Source organism: Kitasatospora sp. NPDC043949 (assembly GCF_056435365.1).
Genome location: NZ_JBWKEQ010000041.1, coordinates 42,422 through 60,156, shown reverse-complemented (window position 1 = coordinate 60,156; position 17,735 = coordinate 42,422). Strand labels below are relative to the sequence as shown.

General features: G+C 71.9%; 17 protein-coding genes and 1 pseudogene. 11 read left to right on the top strand and 7 right to left on the bottom strand.

Features of this window, described 5'->3' with window-relative positions:
- The first annotated feature begins 139 nt into the window (after nucleotides 1-139).
- Genes AC07AL_RS28335 through AC07AL_RS28320 form a run of 4 tightly spaced genes read left to right on the top strand, consistent with a single transcriptional unit; the run spans nucleotide 140 to nucleotide 2,834 of the window.
- Nucleotides 140-1,126, top strand: coding sequence for a FecCD family ABC transporter permease (locus tag AC07AL_RS28335; protein ID WP_478318676.1), 987 nt, complete (start codon nucleotides 140-142; stop codon nucleotides 1,124-1,126).
- A gap of 41 nt (nucleotides 1,127-1,167) precedes the next feature.
- Nucleotides 1,168-1,941, top strand: coding sequence for an ABC transporter ATP-binding protein (locus tag AC07AL_RS28330; protein ID WP_363587966.1), 774 nt, complete (start codon nucleotides 1,168-1,170; stop codon nucleotides 1,939-1,941).
- Complete coding sequence (locus tag AC07AL_RS28325; RefSeq protein ID WP_363587964.1) at nucleotides 1,938-2,681, top strand: (2Fe-2S) ferredoxin domain-containing protein; 744 nt, start codon at nucleotides 1,938-1,940, stop codon at nucleotides 2,679-2,681. Before AC07AL_RS28330 ends, AC07AL_RS28325 begins: the two co-directional genes overlap by 4 nt.
- 21 nt (nucleotides 2,682-2,702) lie before the next feature.
- Nucleotides 2,703-2,834, top strand: a complete 132-nt coding sequence (locus AC07AL_RS28320) for a hypothetical protein (RefSeq protein ID WP_400808645.1) — start codon at nucleotides 2,703-2,705, stop codon at nucleotides 2,832-2,834.
- A 139-nt stretch (nucleotides 2,835-2,973) separates the two neighbouring features.
- Here the strand turns inward: AC07AL_RS28320 and AC07AL_RS28315 are convergent, their stop codons facing one another.
- Nucleotides 2,974-3,699 carry an alpha/beta hydrolase gene (locus AC07AL_RS28315; RefSeq protein ID WP_400987660.1) on the bottom strand — a complete coding sequence of 242 codons (726 nt, stop codon included), beginning with the start codon at nucleotides 3,697-3,699 and terminating at the stop codon, nucleotides 2,974-2,976.
- Between AC07AL_RS28315 and AC07AL_RS28310 the strand changes: the two genes are divergently transcribed.
- Both AC07AL_RS28310 and AC07AL_RS28305 read left to right on the top strand, forming a co-directional pair.
- Nucleotides 3,698-4,879, top strand: coding sequence for an AMP-binding protein (locus AC07AL_RS28310; protein ID WP_478318674.1), 1,182 nt, complete (start codon nucleotides 3,698-3,700; stop codon nucleotides 4,877-4,879). The genes AC07AL_RS28315 and AC07AL_RS28310 overlap by 2 nt on opposite strands.
- 211 nt (nucleotides 4,880-5,090) lie before the next feature.
- The gene (locus AC07AL_RS28305; RefSeq protein ID WP_478318672.1) at nucleotides 5,091-6,080 is read left to right on the top strand and encodes a CehA/McbA family metallohydrolase; all 990 of its coding nucleotides are present in this window, start codon (nucleotides 5,091-5,093) and stop codon (nucleotides 6,078-6,080) included.
- 9 nt (nucleotides 6,081-6,089) lie between these two features.
- On the opposite strand, the pseudogene AC07AL_RS28300 reads toward AC07AL_RS28305, so the two are convergent.
- A pseudogene (locus AC07AL_RS28300) lies at nucleotides 6,090-6,317 on the bottom strand (transposase); the annotation flags it as partial.
- A 30-nt stretch (nucleotides 6,318-6,347) separates the two neighbouring features.
- Here AC07AL_RS28300 and AC07AL_RS28295 point away from each other — a divergent pair.
- Complete coding sequence (locus AC07AL_RS28295) at nucleotides 6,348-6,605, top strand: DUF6221 family protein (protein ID WP_478318671.1); 258 nt, start codon at nucleotides 6,348-6,350, stop codon at nucleotides 6,603-6,605.
- A 155-nt stretch (nucleotides 6,606-6,760) separates the two neighbouring features.
- Here the strand turns inward: AC07AL_RS28295 and AC07AL_RS28290 are convergent, their stop codons facing one another.
- The 3 genes from AC07AL_RS28290 to AC07AL_RS28280 all read right to left on the bottom strand — a co-directional run bounded on the left by AC07AL_RS28290 (nucleotide 6,761) and on the right by AC07AL_RS28280 (nucleotide 8,319).
- Complete coding sequence (locus tag AC07AL_RS28290; RefSeq protein WP_478318669.1) at nucleotides 6,761-7,273, bottom strand: DUF1877 domain-containing protein; 513 nt, start codon at nucleotides 7,271-7,273, stop codon at nucleotides 6,761-6,763.
- Nucleotides 7,274-7,315: 42 nt separating this feature from the next.
- Nucleotides 7,316-7,486 (bottom strand): hypothetical protein, encoded by a 171-nt coding sequence (locus AC07AL_RS28285; protein WP_478318667.1) that lies wholly within the window; start codon nucleotides 7,484-7,486, stop codon nucleotides 7,316-7,318.
- Nucleotides 7,487-7,689: 203 nt separating this feature from the next.
- On the bottom strand, nucleotides 7,690-8,319 hold the full coding sequence (locus tag AC07AL_RS28280; RefSeq protein ID WP_478318665.1) for a hypothetical protein: 630 nt from the start codon (nucleotides 8,317-8,319) through the stop codon (nucleotides 7,690-7,692).
- A 529-nt stretch (nucleotides 8,320-8,848) separates the two neighbouring features.
- On the opposite strand from AC07AL_RS28280, the gene AC07AL_RS28275 reads away from it, so the two are divergent.
- Nucleotides 8,849-10,024 carry a protein-L-isoaspartate O-methyltransferase family protein gene (locus AC07AL_RS28275; RefSeq protein ID WP_478318664.1) on the top strand — a complete coding sequence of 392 codons (1,176 nt, stop codon included), beginning with the start codon at nucleotides 8,849-8,851 and terminating at the stop codon, nucleotides 10,022-10,024.
- A 29-nt stretch (nucleotides 10,025-10,053) separates the two neighbouring features.
- Here the strand turns inward: AC07AL_RS28275 and AC07AL_RS28270 are convergent, their stop codons facing one another.
- Entirely contained in the window at nucleotides 10,054-10,269 is a 216-nt protein-coding gene (locus AC07AL_RS28270; RefSeq protein WP_363587952.1) for a hypothetical protein, read from the bottom strand.
- A gap of 257 nt (nucleotides 10,270-10,526) precedes the next feature.
- On the opposite strand from AC07AL_RS28270, the gene AC07AL_RS28265 reads away from it, so the two are divergent.
- On the top strand, nucleotides 10,527-11,228 hold the full coding sequence (locus AC07AL_RS28265) for a hypothetical protein (protein ID WP_478318663.1): 702 nt from the start codon (nucleotides 10,527-10,529) through the stop codon (nucleotides 11,226-11,228).
- A gap of 270 nt (nucleotides 11,229-11,498) precedes the next feature.
- Here AC07AL_RS28265 and AC07AL_RS28260 read toward each other — a convergent pair whose 3' ends face one another.
- Nucleotides 11,499-12,551, bottom strand: a complete 1,053-nt coding sequence (locus tag AC07AL_RS28260) for an ATP-binding cassette domain-containing protein (protein ID WP_478318662.1) — start codon at nucleotides 12,549-12,551, stop codon at nucleotides 11,499-11,501.
- A 358-nt stretch (nucleotides 12,552-12,909) separates the two neighbouring features.
- Between AC07AL_RS28260 and AC07AL_RS28255 the strand changes: the two genes are divergently transcribed.
- Nucleotides 12,910-13,353, top strand: a complete 444-nt coding sequence (locus AC07AL_RS28255) for a pyridoxamine 5'-phosphate oxidase family protein (RefSeq protein ID WP_363587946.1) — start codon at nucleotides 12,910-12,912, stop codon at nucleotides 13,351-13,353.
- Nucleotides 13,354-13,397: 44 nt separating this feature from the next.
- Nucleotides 13,398-17,717, top strand: coding sequence for an amino acid adenylation domain-containing protein (locus tag AC07AL_RS28250; protein WP_478318660.1), 4,320 nt, complete (start codon nucleotides 13,398-13,400; stop codon nucleotides 17,715-17,717).
- Nucleotides 17,718-17,735 lie beyond the last annotated feature (18 nt).

The window sequence follows — 17,735 nt, the reverse complement described above, 5'->3', positions numbered from 1 at the left end:
TCTGTTTGGGGTTGAAGTGGGCGCAACCACCCCCACCCCTCCCCCCCCCCCCCCCCCCCCCCCCCCCCCCCCCCCCCCCCCCCCCCCCCCCCCCCCCCCCCCGGCCCTGGCCATCGGTGCGGCCCTGCTCCTGGCCACCGTGCTCCTCGGCCTCGCCGTGGGCTCGCAACACGAGCCGGTCCGGACGGTGATCGACGTCGTGGTGCGCCGTCTCGGGCTGGGCAACCCGCACGTCACGCTGCTGGACGACCAGATCGTCTGGCAGTTGCGGCTGCCCCGCGTTCTGGGAGCGGCTGCCACCGGCGCAGGCCTCGCGGTCTGCGGCGCGGTGTTGCAGACGCTGACCGGGAACGACCTGGCCGATCCCTTCCTGCTCGGGATCTCGGACGGAGCCGCCGCCGGCGCGGTCACCGTGATCGTCCTCGGCGTCGGCGTGTCCGGCGCCGTGGGCACCGGCGCGGTGTCCACGGCGGCCTTCGCCGGTGCCCTGCTAGCCGCCGTCGTCGTCCTGGCACTGGCCGGCGCGCGCACCCGGTCGCTACCGACCACCCGGACCGTGCTCGCCGGCATCGCGGTGGGACAGATGTGCGGGGCCTACACCTCGTTCGTCGTGCTGGTCCTCGGGGACCGCAACGCGGCGCGCGGTGTCATGGAGTGGACGCTGGGCTCGGTCGCCGGCGTGCGGTGGCCCACCGCCGTCTTCCTGACCGCGGTCGCGCTGGCCGGTGTCACGGTCCTGGCCTCCTCGGCCCGCGACCTGGACGCCTTCGCGTTCGGCGAGACCGCCGCCCGCTCCCTCGGCGTCCACGTCGAGCGCACCCGTTGGGTCCTCGTCGCCACCGCCGCGCTGGTAACCGCGTGCCTGGTCGCCCACACCGGCGTCATCGGGTTCCTCGGCCTGGTCGTACCGCATGTCGTCCGTCTCGTCTGCGGCCCGCGCCACGCCCTCCTGCTGCCCGTGTCGGCACTGGTGGGCGCTTCCCTCCTGGTGGGCAGCGACATCGTGGCGCGCTCGGTCCTCCCCGACCGGGAGATCCCCGTCGGCGTCATCACGGCCGGGCTCGGAGCGCCCTTCTTCGCCTGGCTGCTGTGGCGCCAGGGGCGGGCCGACGGGAGGGGGCAGTGACGGTGACGCCCCCCGCCGAGCTGCGCACGGAGGGACTTCGTGTGAGCATCGGCGGAGCCACGCTGCTGGACGCGGTCTCGCTCGCGTTCGCCCCCGGCCGGATCACGGGCCTGCTCGGACCCAACGGCGCCGGGAAGACCACCTTGCTGCGCGCGGTCGCCGGACTGACCCGGCCGAGCGAGGGTCGGGTCCTCCTGGACGGAGAGGATCTCCACGCACTCACGGCCCGCCGACGAGCACGACAGGTGGCCTTCATGGAGCAGCAGGCGGACACCCGGCTGTCGCTGCCGGTCCGTCAGGTCATCGATCTCGGCCGCACGCCGCACCGCAGCCGCTGGCCCGTGCCGGCGAACTCCGCCACCGACGCCCACGAGCGGTCCGTGTTCGCCGCGGCCGTGGCCGCAGCCGACGTCGGCCACCTGCTCGACCGGTCCTGGCCGACGCTGTCGGGTGGCGAGCGGCAGCGGGTCCAGCTCGCGCGGGCACTGGTGCAGGAGCCCGGCGTGCTCCTGCTCGACGAGCCCACCAACCACCTCGACCTACGCCACCAACTCGGCTTCCTCGGCACCGTACGCGGGCTGGGCATCACCACGGTAGCCGCGCTGCACGACCTCGAACTCGCCGCCGCCTACTGCGACGAGGTCGCCGTCCTGCTCGACGGCCGACTGGTCGCCCACGGGCCCAGCTCCGACGTGCTCACCTCGCCGACGATCGCGCACGTCTACGGCGTCGACGTCACCGTGGAACGACACCCCCGGCACGACAGACCGCACATCCGGTGGAACGGACTGCTCCCCGAAGGGACAACACCATGACCCGCCCCGTCCCGGGCGCACTCGCCCGCCGCAGTGCCACGCTCCTGGTCGGCATGTCGATGGGGGAAGCCGTCCGCCGTGACGAACTCCTCCGGACAGCGGCGTCGCACCAGGCCTCGATCGCGTTCCTGCAGCAGGCAGACCCTTCCCTGTCGGCCGAGCTGACCAGGCTGGCCGACGCGGGCGCCGAGACCGTGGTCGTGATCGGCGTCCGCCTCGCGGCGTCCGGCCCGGCCCAGTCCTGGCTACGGCGGATCGCGGCGTACTGGTGGCGCGAGCGCGCGGGCCACCGTCCCGAACTCCTCGTCGCGACCCGCCTCGCCGACTCGCCGGACGCGGTCCCCGCGGTGGCCGCGGTGACGAGGGCCATCACCGGCCAGGAGCCCGGCCTCACGTCCGCGGCCTGGGAGGAAGTCCCCGGCCACCGGCACCAGGTCCTGGTGTGCCGCGGCCCGCGTTGCGCGGCCAAGGGCGCGGAGGAGGGACTACGCGCCCTGGTACAGAAACTGACCGAGCACGGCCTCGGCGACGACGACGTGCTCGTCACCCAGACGGGGTGCCAGTTCCCCTGCAACCAGGCCCCCGTCGCCAGCGTGCAGCCGGACGACATCTGGTACGGGAAGATCGACCCGGCTGTCGCCGGCCGCATCGTCACCGAGCACCTCGCCGGCGGACGACCGGTCGAGTCCCACCGACTCCCACGCCACAGGAAGGAGCAGGCGGACCACCACGACGGCTGATCGCGACCACGAGGCCCAAGCTTGAGCCCGTGCCCCGCCCCGCTGCCGACAGCACCAAGCGGCGGCATCGAAGCCACCCTCCACCCCTACCGCAACCAGATCAGGGCCATCGACGAGCAGATGACCGAAGCCCTCAAGGACGACCAGCAGTAGACCCACAGCGAGCTTGACCTGCGACGAAGCCCCACCCGCGCGGCCGGCTCACCACGGAGTTGCCCGATCTCCCCCGGATCCACGCCGACCCGATGCCCGACCCGCAGACCGAGATCACCTCAGGTCAACGATGTACTACTCAGGCGAGCTTGAGGAGCAGTTCACTCAGTTCCCTCGGCATGGTGATCATGCAGTCGTGGCCGGTCGGCAGCTCCCAGACCTGCGCGGCGGAGCCATTGGGCTGGATCGGGGGGACGGGGCGGCGGGTGATGCCCGGCGGCGTGGGGCCGACGTTGTGGATGTGCGTGCGCGGGATCGCGTCCGCAGCCGGGTTGTCCAGTCGCACGGGTTGCCGAAGGCAGCGCACCGTCTGGTCCGTGAGCGTCTCGCGCAGCCAGGCCACGTCCGCCGGGTCCGTGACGCCGAACAGGCCGAGGGGCGCGGGCAGCTCGGGCATCGGGGGGACGCGCCAGCCGCTCTCGGACTTCTCGGCGAGCTCGATCATCCGCCGCCCCACGGGTTGGACGTCGACCGCGGACTCGCCGTCCTGCGGGACCAGCGCGTCGAGGTAGACGAGGTGTGCGATGCGCTCCGGGATCCGGTTGGCCACGGAGGAGATCACCAGCCCCGCGTAGCTGTGGCCGACGAGGACGACGTCGTCGAGGTCCTGCTCGGCGACCAGCCCGACCACGTCGTCGACGTGCGTGTCGAGTCCCACCTCCGGTCCGAGCAGGTGCGCCTTGTCCCCGCAGCCGGTCAGGGACGGCGCGAACACCCGGTGCCCGTACGCCTCCAGCAGCGGCACCACCCGCTCCCAGCAGCGCCCGCTGTGCCAACTACCGTGTATCAGAAGGAATGTGGACATGAGTGAGAGCCCTTTCCCCTTTCGCGCCCCGGTACAGTCCGAGCACGAAAGACATGCTGCTGCACCCGACGAGGTACAGGCAACAGGACACTTCTCGGCGCCGTTGCTCACCCGGCCGGTGGTCACGTACTGCCCCATCGAGGACTACCGGGACGTGCTGCGCTCGGTACGGCCGACGGCACTGCTCTGGCCACCGCGGTTCTACGAGAAGGCCGCCGGTGAACTCATCGCACGGGCACAGGCCTGGCCGCGATCGCGCCGCTACGTCTACGACGCCGCCATGTGGGTCGGCCGCAGGGTGGCCGACAACCGCTGGTCCCACCGCCGGTCCTCGGTACCGCTGTGCATCGCGTACGCCGCCGCGTTGCGCGGAGTCTTCCTGCCGCTGCGGGCGACCACCGGGATGGACCGCATCCGCCTCGCCTACACCGCGTCCGCGGCCATGCCCGAGAGCGTCCTCAGGATCTGGCAGATCTGGGGGCTCGATCTCCGCGAGAACTACGGTCTCACCGAGACCGGAGCGTGCCCCGTCGCGCACTTCGACCAGCCGGTCCCCCGCCCGGGGACGATCAGCAGGAAGTTCGCAGACCCGCGCTTCGAGGTGAGAGTCGCGGACGACGGCGAAATGCTGATCCGCGCACCGCTTCTCTTCACCGGATACTGGCGCGATCCGGAGGAGACCGAGGCCGTTCTCCGGGACGGCTGGCTGCACACCGGTGACCTGGTCGAGTACACGCCCCACGGCGACAACCGGCTCATCGGCCGCAAGAAGGACGTGATCATCACCCGGGGCAGCAAAACGATCAGTCCTCAACCCATCGAAACCCGGTTGAAGGAGAGCACGCTGATCAACGAGGCGATCGTCGTCGGGGAGGCGCGCAAGTACCTCACCGTCCTGCTGGAGCCGAGCACCACCGCGGACGCCCTGTCGACGGAGGCCTCGACCGAACGCCTGCGGACGGAGGTCGACCGGGTCGACGCGGATCTCGCGCGAGCGGAACAGCTGAAGGACTTCCGCGTTCTGCCGCGCCCCTTGCAGGTCGAACGCGGCGAGCGGACCGCGAACGGCAAGGTCAAGCGCAACGCTGTCGTGAGGTCGTTCGCCACACTGATCGACGAGATGTACGACGCGAACGACGACGTGGCGATCGCCGACCACGTGCGGTCGAGGTCGGACTAGGCCTGTTGACCATGGGCGTTGCGGACGCGAGCCCCCGGAGGACGGCGGCCGGGGTTTTCAGCGCCCTTCGGCGGGGCGGGGCCGCCGACGCCCCTACCCGTGCGAGGTCCGCCGCATGCCGTCGGCGAGCGTCTCACGCCCTGATTGGATCTCGGCGATGGAACCACCTGCCCTGCCTGCGCGTTGGCTCGACAGGACTTGAGGGGGAACCTTGTCGAGTTTGAGCTTCCCGCCAGCGCGGGCGGTCGGACGCGGGGCGGCCTGGTACCGCGGGGACTGCCATGTACACTCCGTCCACTCGGACGGGGAACTCACCCCTGATGAGTTGGTCGTTCGGGCGCGCGCCGCCGGGCTCGACTTCATCGCGACAACGGAGCACAACTCAGCCGCGCCCCCTGGTGTATGGGGGCAATTGGCCGCCGACGACTTCTTGATCCTCCTCGGTGAGGAAGTGACCACGAAGACCGGGCACTGGCTCGCGCTCGGCATCGATCCCGGCGAGGTCGTCGACTGGAATCACCAGGTCAGGGACGGACTGGTTGACAAGTGCCTGGACCAGGTCCATCGAGTAGGAGGCCTGTGCGTGGCCGCACACCCGCATGCGCCCTACCCGTCCGGCGACTTCATGTTCCCCTTCCGGGGCTTCGACGTGGTGGAGGTGTGGAACGGACTGTGGACCTCGGACCGGCCCTGGAACGCCGACAACGAGGCGGCCCTGGCAGAGTGGGGGCGGAGCCTCGCGGCAGACATCCACTCGGGTTCGTGGCGGCCGGCGATGGGCAACAGCGACACCCACCTGGAAGGTCAGATCGGCATCCCCCACACCGTGGTCTTCGCCGAGGAGCTGGGCACCGAGGCGATCCTGGCCGGAATCCGCGCCGGCCGCAGCTGGATCGCCGAGTCGGCGGACGTGGACGTGTCGTTCACCGCCACTGCCGATGGTCGCGTTGCCGGGGTGGGAGAACGACTCGCGACTCACGGCGGGCAAGTGGAAGTGCCGGCATCAGTACAAGGCGTGCCGACTGGGTCCGTCAGCTTCCACACCGATCGAGGAAAGGTCCACCGGACACTTCTCCCCGCCGACGGGGTGGGCGTGGTGCAGTGGGACACGACGGCGGAGGACTCGGCGTCAGTCCGCGTCGAGGTCCGCCACCCCAACGGGAACGTCGCCGCACTCACCAATCCGATCATCCTGACCTGACGACTTGCTTCATCGTGATGCGCGCACGCGACGGAGGCAGATGAGGCCACAGACCAGTTCGAGCAGGCCCTGATGGAGGTCAGCGCGTCGTTCGTAGCGCATCCGGAGCCGTTTGAACTGGTGCAGCCAGGTGAAGGCCCGTTCCACCACCCAACGCACCTTGCCGAATCCTGAACCGTGGGCCACACCGCGTCGGGCGATCAGCGACTTGGTGCCACGCTTCCAAGAACCCCGTCGGCGTGGTCGGAGGTGGGCGAAAATAACCTTGTGGACAACCTCCTGAAGTTCCTTCACGCCCGTAACGAGGCGGACAACCACGCCTACGCCGAGGTGGCCTACCGCTTCGGAGGTGATGCGCTCCTCGACAGCCATCTGCCGATGCTCGACCTGGTCGATATGTTGGCTCGGGGCTATGAGGCCATGGATCCGTCCGACGCACGGTTCATCGGTCTCAGGTATGCCGTCCGGGTGCTCACACAGTCGTACGCCGAGCACCCCGACTATCAGGTGGAGTGGCGACCCTAGAACGTCCAAGCGAAAGACCTTGGGGCGCCACAAGATCTTCGCCAGAACCGGCAATTCCTCAGGGTTGTGGTCTCGCAACTCCCCAGGCCCTACCCGCCGGTGCGAGCCGGCCGTCCCGCTCCTTGTTGTCGGTTGACTCGAAGAAGCCTTCTGAGTCAGTCCCACCACAGCACGACAAGGAGGCTCCTCCGGGCCGCTTCCTCGTAGAACCCGCGTAGCGCGCCGAAGTGGGCGAGCAGGTACTCCGTCGGATCGCCGATGGACCCGTGGCCGAGTGTGGAGCCCGCACCACTGTCCACGACCGAACGGAGGATCGCTTGCATGTCGATCTCCCCGAGCCGCGTCGACACCCGGGCAACGTCGGCTGGGTGGAGGGCTGTCGGAGTGGAGTTGCTGAAGAAGGCAGTCGCATGCTGGTTCGCGTTGAGGAAGCAAAGATCGACGCCGCTGTCGCCATGGGTCGCGCTCCTGAGCGCCTCCAGGTGGACAGCGTCGAGCCGCGCCAGTTCGCAGGCGCGCTCCGGCATGGAAGGTGCCCAGTCCAGATCCGGACAGTCCACGGACGGTGCATCCCCATGATGATCCCCGTCCGGCGACTCGGCGGCGGACCGACGGCAGGCGTCGAGGTACTCCGCCGGGACTCGGGCAAGTTGCTGGGTGATGGCCATGGCGGCAGTATCCCGACGCTGTCCACCGGATTTGCCGCTGCTTCATCGGGGCACGTCGGTCCTGCTGGTCGGGTTCTTGGGCCGTTTGGTGGGCCGGTAGCCGGGGCCGTTCGTGATCACCTGGTTTCTGGTGACGATCAGGCACCGGCCCCGCCGCTCACTGACCAGCTCGTAGGGGTCGTCGACCTGGGCCGCGGTGAGCTGGCGAATCACGAAGTCGTCGAGAATGAGGGCGTCGGGGCGGTTCGCCGCCGTGAGCCCGTACCAGACGGGCGTCAGAGGTCTCCAGCATTCCCGACAGCCGCAGTCGATCGGTGCGACGGATGATCCGGTTGCCGATCATCCTGAGATTGTGTCGCAGTGGCCGCCAACGCGACCCTGAAACGGGTTCACGCTGACCGGGGCCGGGACAGGCCTCAGGGGCCGTCCCGCCCGTCGCCCGGCGCTGCTGGTGGCGTCGGAGGAGGGCTGGGCGAAGCGGTAGGAGGGACGGTCGCCGGACCGCGGGCGATGCGGGCGCGGCCGTCGTACGGCAGGACGACGAGGTACTGCTGGTCGGTGTCCTCGACGCGGGCCAGCGTGAGGGAGGTGCCGGCCGCCGCGAGTGCCTCGGCGGCCGGGCCGGCCTCCTCCGTCATCCGGTCGAGCCGCGCGTAGGACCGAGTGAGGTCGAGTGCCGGGCCGGTGCCCCAGTATGCGATCCGCGCGCCCCGGCGCAGCGCGGCCAGCAGGTCCGTCCGCAGCGGCCCGTCGTCGGCTTCCTGGAGGAGCAGGTCGTGCAGGCGTTCCTGCCCGCACGGCCGCGTCGGCGCCGCCTCGGCCAGCGCCCGGCACTTCCGGCACGAGGCCAGGTCCTGCGGCTGGAAGTGGTGCAGGAAGAACGACAGGTACCGGCCACGAATCCCGCACAGGGTACGCCCCCTGTCCCCGGCGTGCCAGACACCGGGCACACCGTGGACCCCGGCGGCGGGGAACTCGGCCGGCTCACGCGCCGCCGCGAACGACCAGGCCCCACCCGGCGCTTCGGTAGCAGGAGAGTCGATCATGCCAGGCAGCATCCCACGCGGCCGGCGATCTGAGCGAGAGCCGGTCCCGAACCCGGACTGGAGGATGCCGCCGCACACCGGGCACCAGTCCCGCTGCCCAGCGAGGCCACCGTTCCTCGCGGGCCTGTTCCGCCAGCAGCATGAGAGCGATGACAGGTGCGGCCCACTGCCGCTGACGACTTGCCGCAACCCGGCGGGCTCCGTCGCCGTACTTCCGGTGCGGCGAGGCGCCCGGCGGGAGCTGTCTGCGGCACGGCGGGCTCCGGTTCTGCCCGTACCTGGCCGCGCTCCCCGGATGCGCGCGCCCGAGACCCGCACGCCCTCGAAGTGCGACCGCACGCCGTCTACCGGCCGGCGCCGGGCTGCGCCAGGATGGTCGGCCAGTCAGCGTGTACGCGGAAGGAAGGGGGAGCAGCATGGGCGATCACCAGAAGCCGCCGGCGCCGCTTGAGAAGGGGAGCCCGCCGCCGGGCAACCAGGACGGGCAGGTGCCTCCCGCGCCGCCGTCGGGCGGGAAGCACAAGAAGTCGTGAGCCCCGACGCCGATCTGGTGGAGCGTCGGGTGCGCATGGACGCGGCGATGGAGCAAGGCGGGGCGTGGCCCCAGGACTCGCCGTGGTTGCGGGAGGCCATGGCCGCGCTGCCGCGCGACCTGTTCGCACCGGATCGGCTGTGGCGCTGGGACGATCGCGCCTACGTGGCGATGGACCGCGCCACTGATCCGGGCGGGTGGGCCGACGAGCTGTACGGCGACGTCAACGCCGCGGCGATCACCCAGGTCACCGACGGTCTGCCGTCCTCCAGCCTGTCCGCGCCCGGCGTGGTGGCGGACATGCTGGACAGCCTCATGCTGGAGCCCGGGCACACGGTGTGGGACGTCGGCGGCGGGCAGGGCTGGACCTGTGCTCTGGCGGCCTGGCAGGCCGGACCCGGCCGGGTGGTGTCGACCGAGGTCGACGAGCAGCTGGCGGCGTTCGCCCGCGAGCGCCTGGCGGCCGCGGGGGTCGGCGCCGAGGTGCTGGCCGGCGACGCCACCCACGCGGGGCCGCCCGACGGCGCCAGGGTCGACCGGCTCCACGCCACCTACGCCGTCGAGGCCGTCCCGTGGGACTGGGTGGAGGCGACGAAGCCGGGCGGCCGGATCGTCTACCCCTGGGGCAGGCTCGGCCACGTCGCCCTCACCGTTGCCGACGACGGACGCAGCGCGACGGGCTGGGTGCAGGGCCTGGCGCAGTTCATGGCCGACCGGCGCGGGCCGGCTCCGACGCGCGGTGACTTCGCCACGTACACGGCGGTGCGCGGTGGTGGCGAGCCCGAGGTGCGGCGGGTGGTGGAACGCGATCCGGCGCCGCTGGCCGACGACTGGCACCTGCGCTTCGCGGTGCGCGTCGCCGTCCCGGACGCCGTCGTTCTGACGGGACGGGACGAGGACGGTGTCAACGTCTGGTTCCACGACGGCGACCGCTCGTGGGCGGCGCTGTCCACGGACGGTGGTGGGGGCGCGGTGCTGTTCCAGGGCGGGCCGCGGCGGATCGGCGACGAGGTGATGACCGCCTGGTCCCAGTGGGAGGCGCTCGGGTCGCCGCACCTGTACGACTACGGGATCACCGTCACCCCCGAGGAACAGTGGGCGTGGCAGGGCGGCCCGGGCGGCCCCCGCTGGCCTGTCGCGCAGGTCGTCCCGGTCGTCCCGGTCAGACGCTGACCGGGGAGGCCGGCCGAGCGGTCAGTCGTTCAGTGGTACAGGCTGGTGTCCATGGACACCGCCTCGACAAGTGAACCGGCCGAAGACCTCAGCGTGTTGACGTACACCTCGGCGGTACCAGCACCCGGACCGGCGCAATCACCGCGGTCGCCGTCACCCCGGACGGGAAGACTCTCCCGCCCGGCGCCGAGGACAAGATCGTCAACGTCAACGACCTCGGCGCACTCGACGAACTGCGTAACCACGCCCGTACGCTGGCGTGCACACGGGCGGGCGGGGGGTCTCTCCGCCCCGGGCTGGAGGACCTACGTCCCGGGTTTGAGCTACCGACAGACCCCGCCCCCGGCCGGGCGGCCGGCCCATGCGGCCGGGAGCCGTTCGTCGGCACCCTGGCATATTCCGTGGACTTCGGCTGATACTGCCAATGGTCGGGCACCCGTGGCACACCTCTGTCAGCCTGCGGATCGCCCGGTTCGCGTACGGGTCCGCAGAAAGGCGCATCGTGACTGGCACCCCGACAGTTCCGCTGTCCACCGGGCTTCCTGGTGACCCTGATCGGCTGCACCTCACCATAACCTGCGAGATCGGCCCGGTCCTGGCAGCCGGTGAACGCTCGCAGACCCACCGATTGCTCGCCCGCTACCCGCAGGAACGGGATGCCGCCGAGATCCGGCGTCCCCCGAACGACGGTCTCAGCCAAGTCGCCCTATTGGGTCTCTGCCAGATCCCCATGGACAGCGGGTCGGTGAGCACGGCGCTCCTGGCCGACCTGGAGAACACGATCCCGCGCGGGTCGGAGGTGATCAGCGCGGTTCACCGGGATGCGCTCACAAACCAGAACGACCGGTCCGAGTTCACCACGGTGCTGCGCAAGATGCTCGGACAAGGGCCGTACGGCGACCTCGGAAACCTCCTCATCGTCAACGAGTTCACGTTCGACGACGGCTGGGACGATCCCGGTCTCGGCGTGCTGCTGCTGGGCGAGCTCGTGGCACGCGCCGGCAGCGGGCCCTGCGTGGTGGCCACCGCGCCGAAATTCCTGAACGGCGCCCAGGGATACCAGCGGACCCTCGCCGTGCTGAGCGCCGCAGGCTTCCGCCCGCTGCGCGGGCACACGACGATCGTCGAGCCGTCCGGCCTTCCGGCGTTCTCCGGACCGGCCGGGACGGAGTTGATCCGCCTCCGCCGCGCCTCGGGCGGCTGATCGTCGGCGCCGGCTGATCGCTTCCCGGCCAGCAGGCCGCGGATCCAGGCCGTGAAGTGGGACCACCACAGGCTCCTCCCCCGGTCCTCTCGCCTCCTCCCCCGGCGCGGACCGGCGCAACCAGCTCTGCGGCCACGGCTTCACGTTCGTAGTCGTCCGCGAGTTCGGCGGCCGCAGCCTGCCTCTCGGTTTCCACGGCGACCTTCCCATCCAGCTGTCCCATGGTTTCCACTCCCTTGACCATCACTGCTTCGACCATCACTGGAGTTACTACTTCCGGTGGGAGCGCCGAAGCCCCCGCCGGGAGTTCCCACGGGCGTTCCGTGCCCACCGGCGCCGCCCGGCCCCGGAAGCCGTCCGAGGCGACTTTCCCAGCTCGTTCTCCTCGGCCGCGTGGCCGGTGAGGAAGAGAAAGACGTCGTCGAGGGTGGGCCTGCGCAGGCCGATGTCGTCGATGAGGACGCCCAGCCCGTCCAGCTCGCGGATGACGTCGGCGAGCACCCGGGCGCCCCCGTCCACCGGCACGAGGATTCGCCGGGTGTGCTGCTCCACGCTGAGCGGGCCCCCACCGTACGGGGTGAGCGCCGCGACGGCCGCACCGATCTGCTCGCGGTCGTGGACCACCACCTCCACCCGCTCGCCGCCGGTCCTGGTCTTGAGGTCGTCGGCGGATCCGCGTGCGATCACCCGGCCGTGGTCGACCACGACGATGTCGTGCGCCAGCCGGTCGGCCTCCTCCAGGTACTGGGTGGTGAGCAGCAGGGTGGTGCCCTCCGCCGCCAGCATCTCAATGACCTCCCACAGCGCCAGCCGGTTGCGCGGGTCCAGACCGGTGGTGGGCTCGTCGAGGAACATCACCGGGGGCCGCACCACCAGCGCGGCCGCCAGGTCGAGCCGGCGGCGCATGCCACCGGAGTAGGTCCTGGCCGGCCGGTCGGCCGCCTCGTCGAGGTCGAACCACTCCAGCAGCTCCCGGGCGCGCGCCTTGGCGTCCCTGCTCCGCATCTGGTAGAGCTCGCCGACCATCTGGAGGTTCTCCCGGCCGGTGAGGTACTCGTCGACCGCCGCGTACTGGCCGCAGAGGCCCAGCAGGCTGCGGACCCGGCCGGGGTGCTTGAGCACGTCCACCCCCGCCACGTGGGCGCTGCCCGCGTCGGGCCGCACCAGGGTGGTGAGCACCCGTACCGTGGTGCTCTTGCCGGCGCCGTTGGGGCCGAGCAGGCCCAGCACCGTCCCCTCCGGCACGTCCAGGTCGACCCCGTCCAGGGCCCGTACGTCGCCGAAGTCCTTCACCAGGCCCTCGGCCCGGATGGCCGCCCTCATGTGCCCCTCCTTCTCCTGGAACCAGCCGGGAACCACCTGACGGCCGGCACTGGCAGGATCCCCCCGCAGCGCCCGCCGTGCTCTTCGGCGGGGGAGCGGAGGCACCGCGTGCGCGGCCGCCGGGATGCGAGCCACCCGGGTGTGGTGGAAACGTGGAAGGGAGAGCCCGGCCCGGCCCTGGCCGCCCCACCGGGTTCCCGAAGGCCGTGTGCACCGGACGAGAAGGACCGAGGACCCGCACGGACCTGCGGCGGTCACACGCCGGCCGCCCCGAGGCCCCGCCGGCTCACGCTCCCTTGCGCGAATCGATACCGGATGCGGCTCCTGCCGAATCGAGGCGGTACCAGTGGATCTCAGGATGTCGGTCGAAGCCCGGGAGGCGTTCCTCGCAAGCCCGCACGTGGGAATCCTGGGGGTGGACGACGCGCGCGACGGCGGCGGACCGCTGCTCGTCCCGCTCTGGTACTCCTACCGGCCCGGCGGGCTGGTGACGATCCAGACCGGGCGGACGACGCTGAAGGCTCGGCTCATCCGCAGCGCGGGCCGGTTCAGCCTCTGCGCGCAGGTCGAGTCGGCGCCCTACCGCTACGTCAGCGTGGAGGGGCCGGTGGTGGCCGTCGAGGACCCGCTGCCGCCAGCCGCACGCGAGGAGCTGGCCTGCCGGTATCTGGACGCGGACACGGCGGCGGCGTACCTGGACGCCAACCGGCGGCAGCTGGCCGACGACGTCCTCATCCGCATGAGGCCCGAGAGATGGCGGACCGCCGACTTCGCCGCCTTCGCCAAGGAGTTCGAACCGTAGCCACCCGCGCGCGGTCCGTGTGCGGCAGAGAGCGTGACGTCCCGATGAACACCCGAACAACGACGCATCAGGAGACGGCCGAGCACGCCGCGGCGGTGCCGTATCCACGCGATCGCTGCCTCCACGAGCTGTTCGACGCCCGGGCGGTGCACCGCCCGCGGGCCATCGCCTCCGTACAGCACGGCCGCGGCATCAGTTACGGCGAACTCAAGCTCCGCTCCGACGCGGTGGCGGCCCGGCTGCACGACTCCGGCGTGCGGTACGGCGACACGGTCGGGGTGTGCGGGGCCCGCTCTCCGGAGGCGCTGGTCGCGTTCCTGGGCATCCTCAAGACCGGTGCGGCCTACGTCCCGCTCGACGACGCCTCACCACCCGCGCGTCTGCAGGCGATGGCCGAGGACGCGGGGGTGCACACCGTCGTCACGCTGCCCGGCAGCTCCCGCCGTATCCGGCGCGTGCGTTCCCGCATCGACCTGGGTGGCCTGGCCCCGACCACCCCGGCCGCCCCGGCCGCGGTGCCGCAGGCCCGGGTGCTCCCCGCGGACTGCGCCTACGTGATGTTCACCTCCGGCTCGACCGGCCGCCCCAAACCCGTGGCGATCCCGCACCGCGGAATCGTCCGGCTGGCCGCCTCCGACCTGGTCCGGCAGCGGCCGCGGCCCGGTGAGCGGGTTCTGCACGCCTACGACCTCTCCTCGGACGCCTCCACGATCGAGATCTGGCCCGCGCTGCTCGCCGGCGCCTGCATCGTGATCGCCGACCAGGAGGAACTGCTGTCGCCGACCGCCCTGGAATCGCTGCTGCTCTCCGAGCGGGTCAGCATCGCCTACCTGACCACCGGGGTGTTCCACCACATCGCGCGCACCAGGCCCTCGGCGCTGCGGTCCCTGCGGTTCGCCTCGGCCGGAGGCGAGGCGATGGACGCGGAACTGGCCCGCGCGATACTGGCCGCCTGCCCGGACACCACCGTGGTCAACTTCTACGGCCCGACCGAGAACAGCGTGGTGTCCACCGCACACGCGCTGCACGACCTGCCTCCCGAGGCGACGGCCGTGCCGATCGGCCTCCCCCTGGAGAACTCCACCTGCCACGTGCTGTGCCCGGACGGCACGCTCGCCGACGCCGGCGAGGAAGGCGAGCTCCTCGTCGGCGGGGACGGGCTCGCCCTGGGGTACCTCGGCGACCCCGGGCTGACCGCCGAGCGCTTCGTCGACGACCTCGTCGAGCCCGGTACGCGCCTCTACCGCACCGGTGACCGCGTGGTCCGGCGCCCGGACGGCGTACTGGAGTACCGGGCCCGGGTGGACCGGCAGATCAAACTGCGCGGGCACCGCATCGAGCCGGACGAGGTGGAGGCGCGGCTGCGCGCGGACGACGCGGTGGGCGAGGCCGTCGTCGAACGGGAGGGCGACGCCCTGATCGGGTACGTGACCCCGGCCCGCCCCGGCCAGGCACTGACCCTGGACCGCATCCGCAGCGGTCTCGCCGCCTGGCTGCCCGCACCCGCGGTGCCCGCGCGGCTTGTGGAACTCGCGCGCTTCCCGGTGACGGCCGGGGGCAAGGTCGACCGCGCCCGGCTGCGCAGCCTGGCGGCGACCGGGCAGGCGGCCGTCCCGGCGACGGTGAACGGCACCGCGTCCGGCCCGCAGGACACGGTGGCCCGGATCTGGCAGGTGGTGCTGGGTGTGCACCCGGCGCCGGGCGACAGCTTCTTCGACATCGGCGGCGACTCCCTGCTGGCAGCCGAGGCCGTCACCCGTACGCTGGCCGCCTTCGGCCTCGACGCCCGGCACGGCCGCACCCTCGTCCACAGCCTGCTGCGCTCCCCGACACTGGAGGACTTCACCGCCGCCGTCGCCGCCGTCCAGGGCCCGCCCGGCAGGGTGAACGCCGACGCGGGCCCGGTGGACTTCCGCGCCGAGGCACGGCTGGGCTTCACCCTCCCGCAACCGCGCGGGCCGGAGCCGGACTGGCACCACCCCGCGGAGGTGCTGCTCACCGGCGCCTCCGGCTTCGTCGGCGCCTTCCTTCTGGACGCGCTACTGCGCCGCACCGACGCCCGGGTGTGCTGCCCGGTGCGAAGCCGGGCCCCCGCCCACGCCCGGCAGAAGGTGATGCGCAACCTCGCCCGCTTCGGCCTCGCCACCCCCGAAGCCGCCGACCGCGTCGTGTGCCTCCCCGCCGACCTCGCCGAGCCCGGCCTCGGACTGGAGCCGGGCCGCGCCGACGAACTCGCCGACACCGTCGACCTGGTGATCCACTCGGCCGCGCAGGTCAACTTCATCTATCCGTACGACGCGCTGCGCCGCACCAACGTGGAAGGCACCAGGGAGCTCATCCGACTGGCGGCCGGGCGCCGGGTGCCGGTGCACTTCCTCTCCACCATCGCGGTGCTCGCCGGCTTCGGAACCGCCGGCGTACGGCACGTCGACGAGGACCTGCCGCTCGACCACGCCGACGGGCTCACCATGGGCTACGCCGAGAGCAAGTGGGTCGCCGAGGAGGTGCTGCGCGACGCCGCGGACCAGGACCAGGGCCTGCCGGTGGCGGTCTACCGTCCGTACGAGATCACCGGCGACCGGCACACCGGCGCGTGCAACACCGACACCGCGATCTGCTCGCTGTTCAAGACCATCAGCGAGACCGGGCTCGCCCCCGACATCCGGCTGCCGCTGGACTTCGTCCCGGTGGACTTCCTCTCCGACGCCCTGGTGCACATCGCCACCACCCACCGCGCCACGCGCCGGACCTACCACATGACCAACCCCCGCGCCGCGAGCCTGTGCGACATGCTCGACCGGATGGACAGGGCCGGCCACCGGATCTCCCGGCTCCCCTACGAGGAGTGGGTGGGCGAGCTCGTCCGCCACGTCGCGCAGCACCCCACGAGCCCCACGGCCCCGTTCGTCTCGCTGTGCGTGGACCGCTGCAAGCAGGCCGACATGTCCGTCAAGGAGATGTACTTCGAGGGCACCTTCCCGACCGTCGGGCGGGCCAACGTCGAGCACGACCTGGCCACCTCGGGCCTGCACTGCCCTCCCGTCGACGCGGAGCTGCTGGACCGCTACCTGGAGTACTTCTACACCACCGGTTACCTGCCCCCGCCACCCGGAAGGGGCGCACTCATGAGCGCACGGCCGCCCGGTGCGCGGGGGCCCGGCGCCGAGCCGGACGTCCTGGACTTCCCGCTCCCGCCGCCGGGCACCATGGGGCCGCCCGAGGAGTCCGCGCGGCTGCGCGAGAACTGCCCCCTGGCCAGGGTCAGGCTGCCGATGGACGCGACCGCCTGGTACGCCACCCGGCACGAGGACGTCCGGATGCTCTTCGCGGACCCCCGGCTGATCAGGCCGACCATCAACGACTGGCCGCCGCGTCCCGGGCAACCCGCGGACGACGGGCCGCGCCTGGTCACGATCGCCGAGCTCGACGGCCCCCGGCACGCGGCCCTGCGCCGGGCGCTGGCCGAGCCGTTCAGCTCCCGGGCCGTGCGCGACCACCTGCCGCGCATCCGCGGGCTGGCCGGGCGACTGCTGCGGGCGTTCGAGGACGACGGCCCGCCCGGCGACCTGGTCGCCGGCTTCACCGACCCCTTCCCCCTGCTCGTGCTCTGCGACCTGGTCGGCATCCCCTTCGAGGACCGGGACCGGTTCCTCCCGGTGCTGGACGCGGCCCTCGGCGGCATGGTGACCTCGCAGGAGGGGCGCCGGGTCACCGGCCTGCTGCGCGAGTACGTCGCCGCACTGATCGCCCGGAAGCGGGACCGGCCCGGCGACGACGTCCTGACCCGGCTGGTCCGCCGGTGCGACGACGGCGAGCTGACCCACGACGACGTGATGGCCTTCGGGCTGTCCATGCTCACCGTCGGCTTCGGCATCAGCAGCTTCTTCCTGGCCGACACCGTGCACACCCTGCTCGACCGGCCGGGCCTGTGGGCCCGCCTGCGCGACGACCGGGAGCTGATGCCCGGCGCGGTGGAGGAGTTCCTGCGCTACATGCCGGTGATGAACGGCACCGTGATCCTCCTGGCGACCGAGGACATCGAACTGCACGGGCGGACGATCCGCGAGGGCGACGCCGTCATCCCCGTACCGGCCTCCGCCAACCGCGACGAGCGGGTGTTCGCCGACGCCGACCGGCTCGACCTGGACCGGGCCGGCACGACCACAGGCCGCGGGGGCCACCTCGCCTTCGGACGAGGAGCCCACAACTGCCTCGGCGCCCACCTGGCCCGCGCCGAACTGTCCGCGGGAGTCGAGGCGTTGCTCGACCACTTCCCGCGGCTGCGCCTCGCCGAAGGACAGGAACCCGCCTGGGACGACGAATCCGTGACCAAGTCACCGCTGATCCTCCCGGTCAGCTGGTGAGACCCGACCGGCCACCTC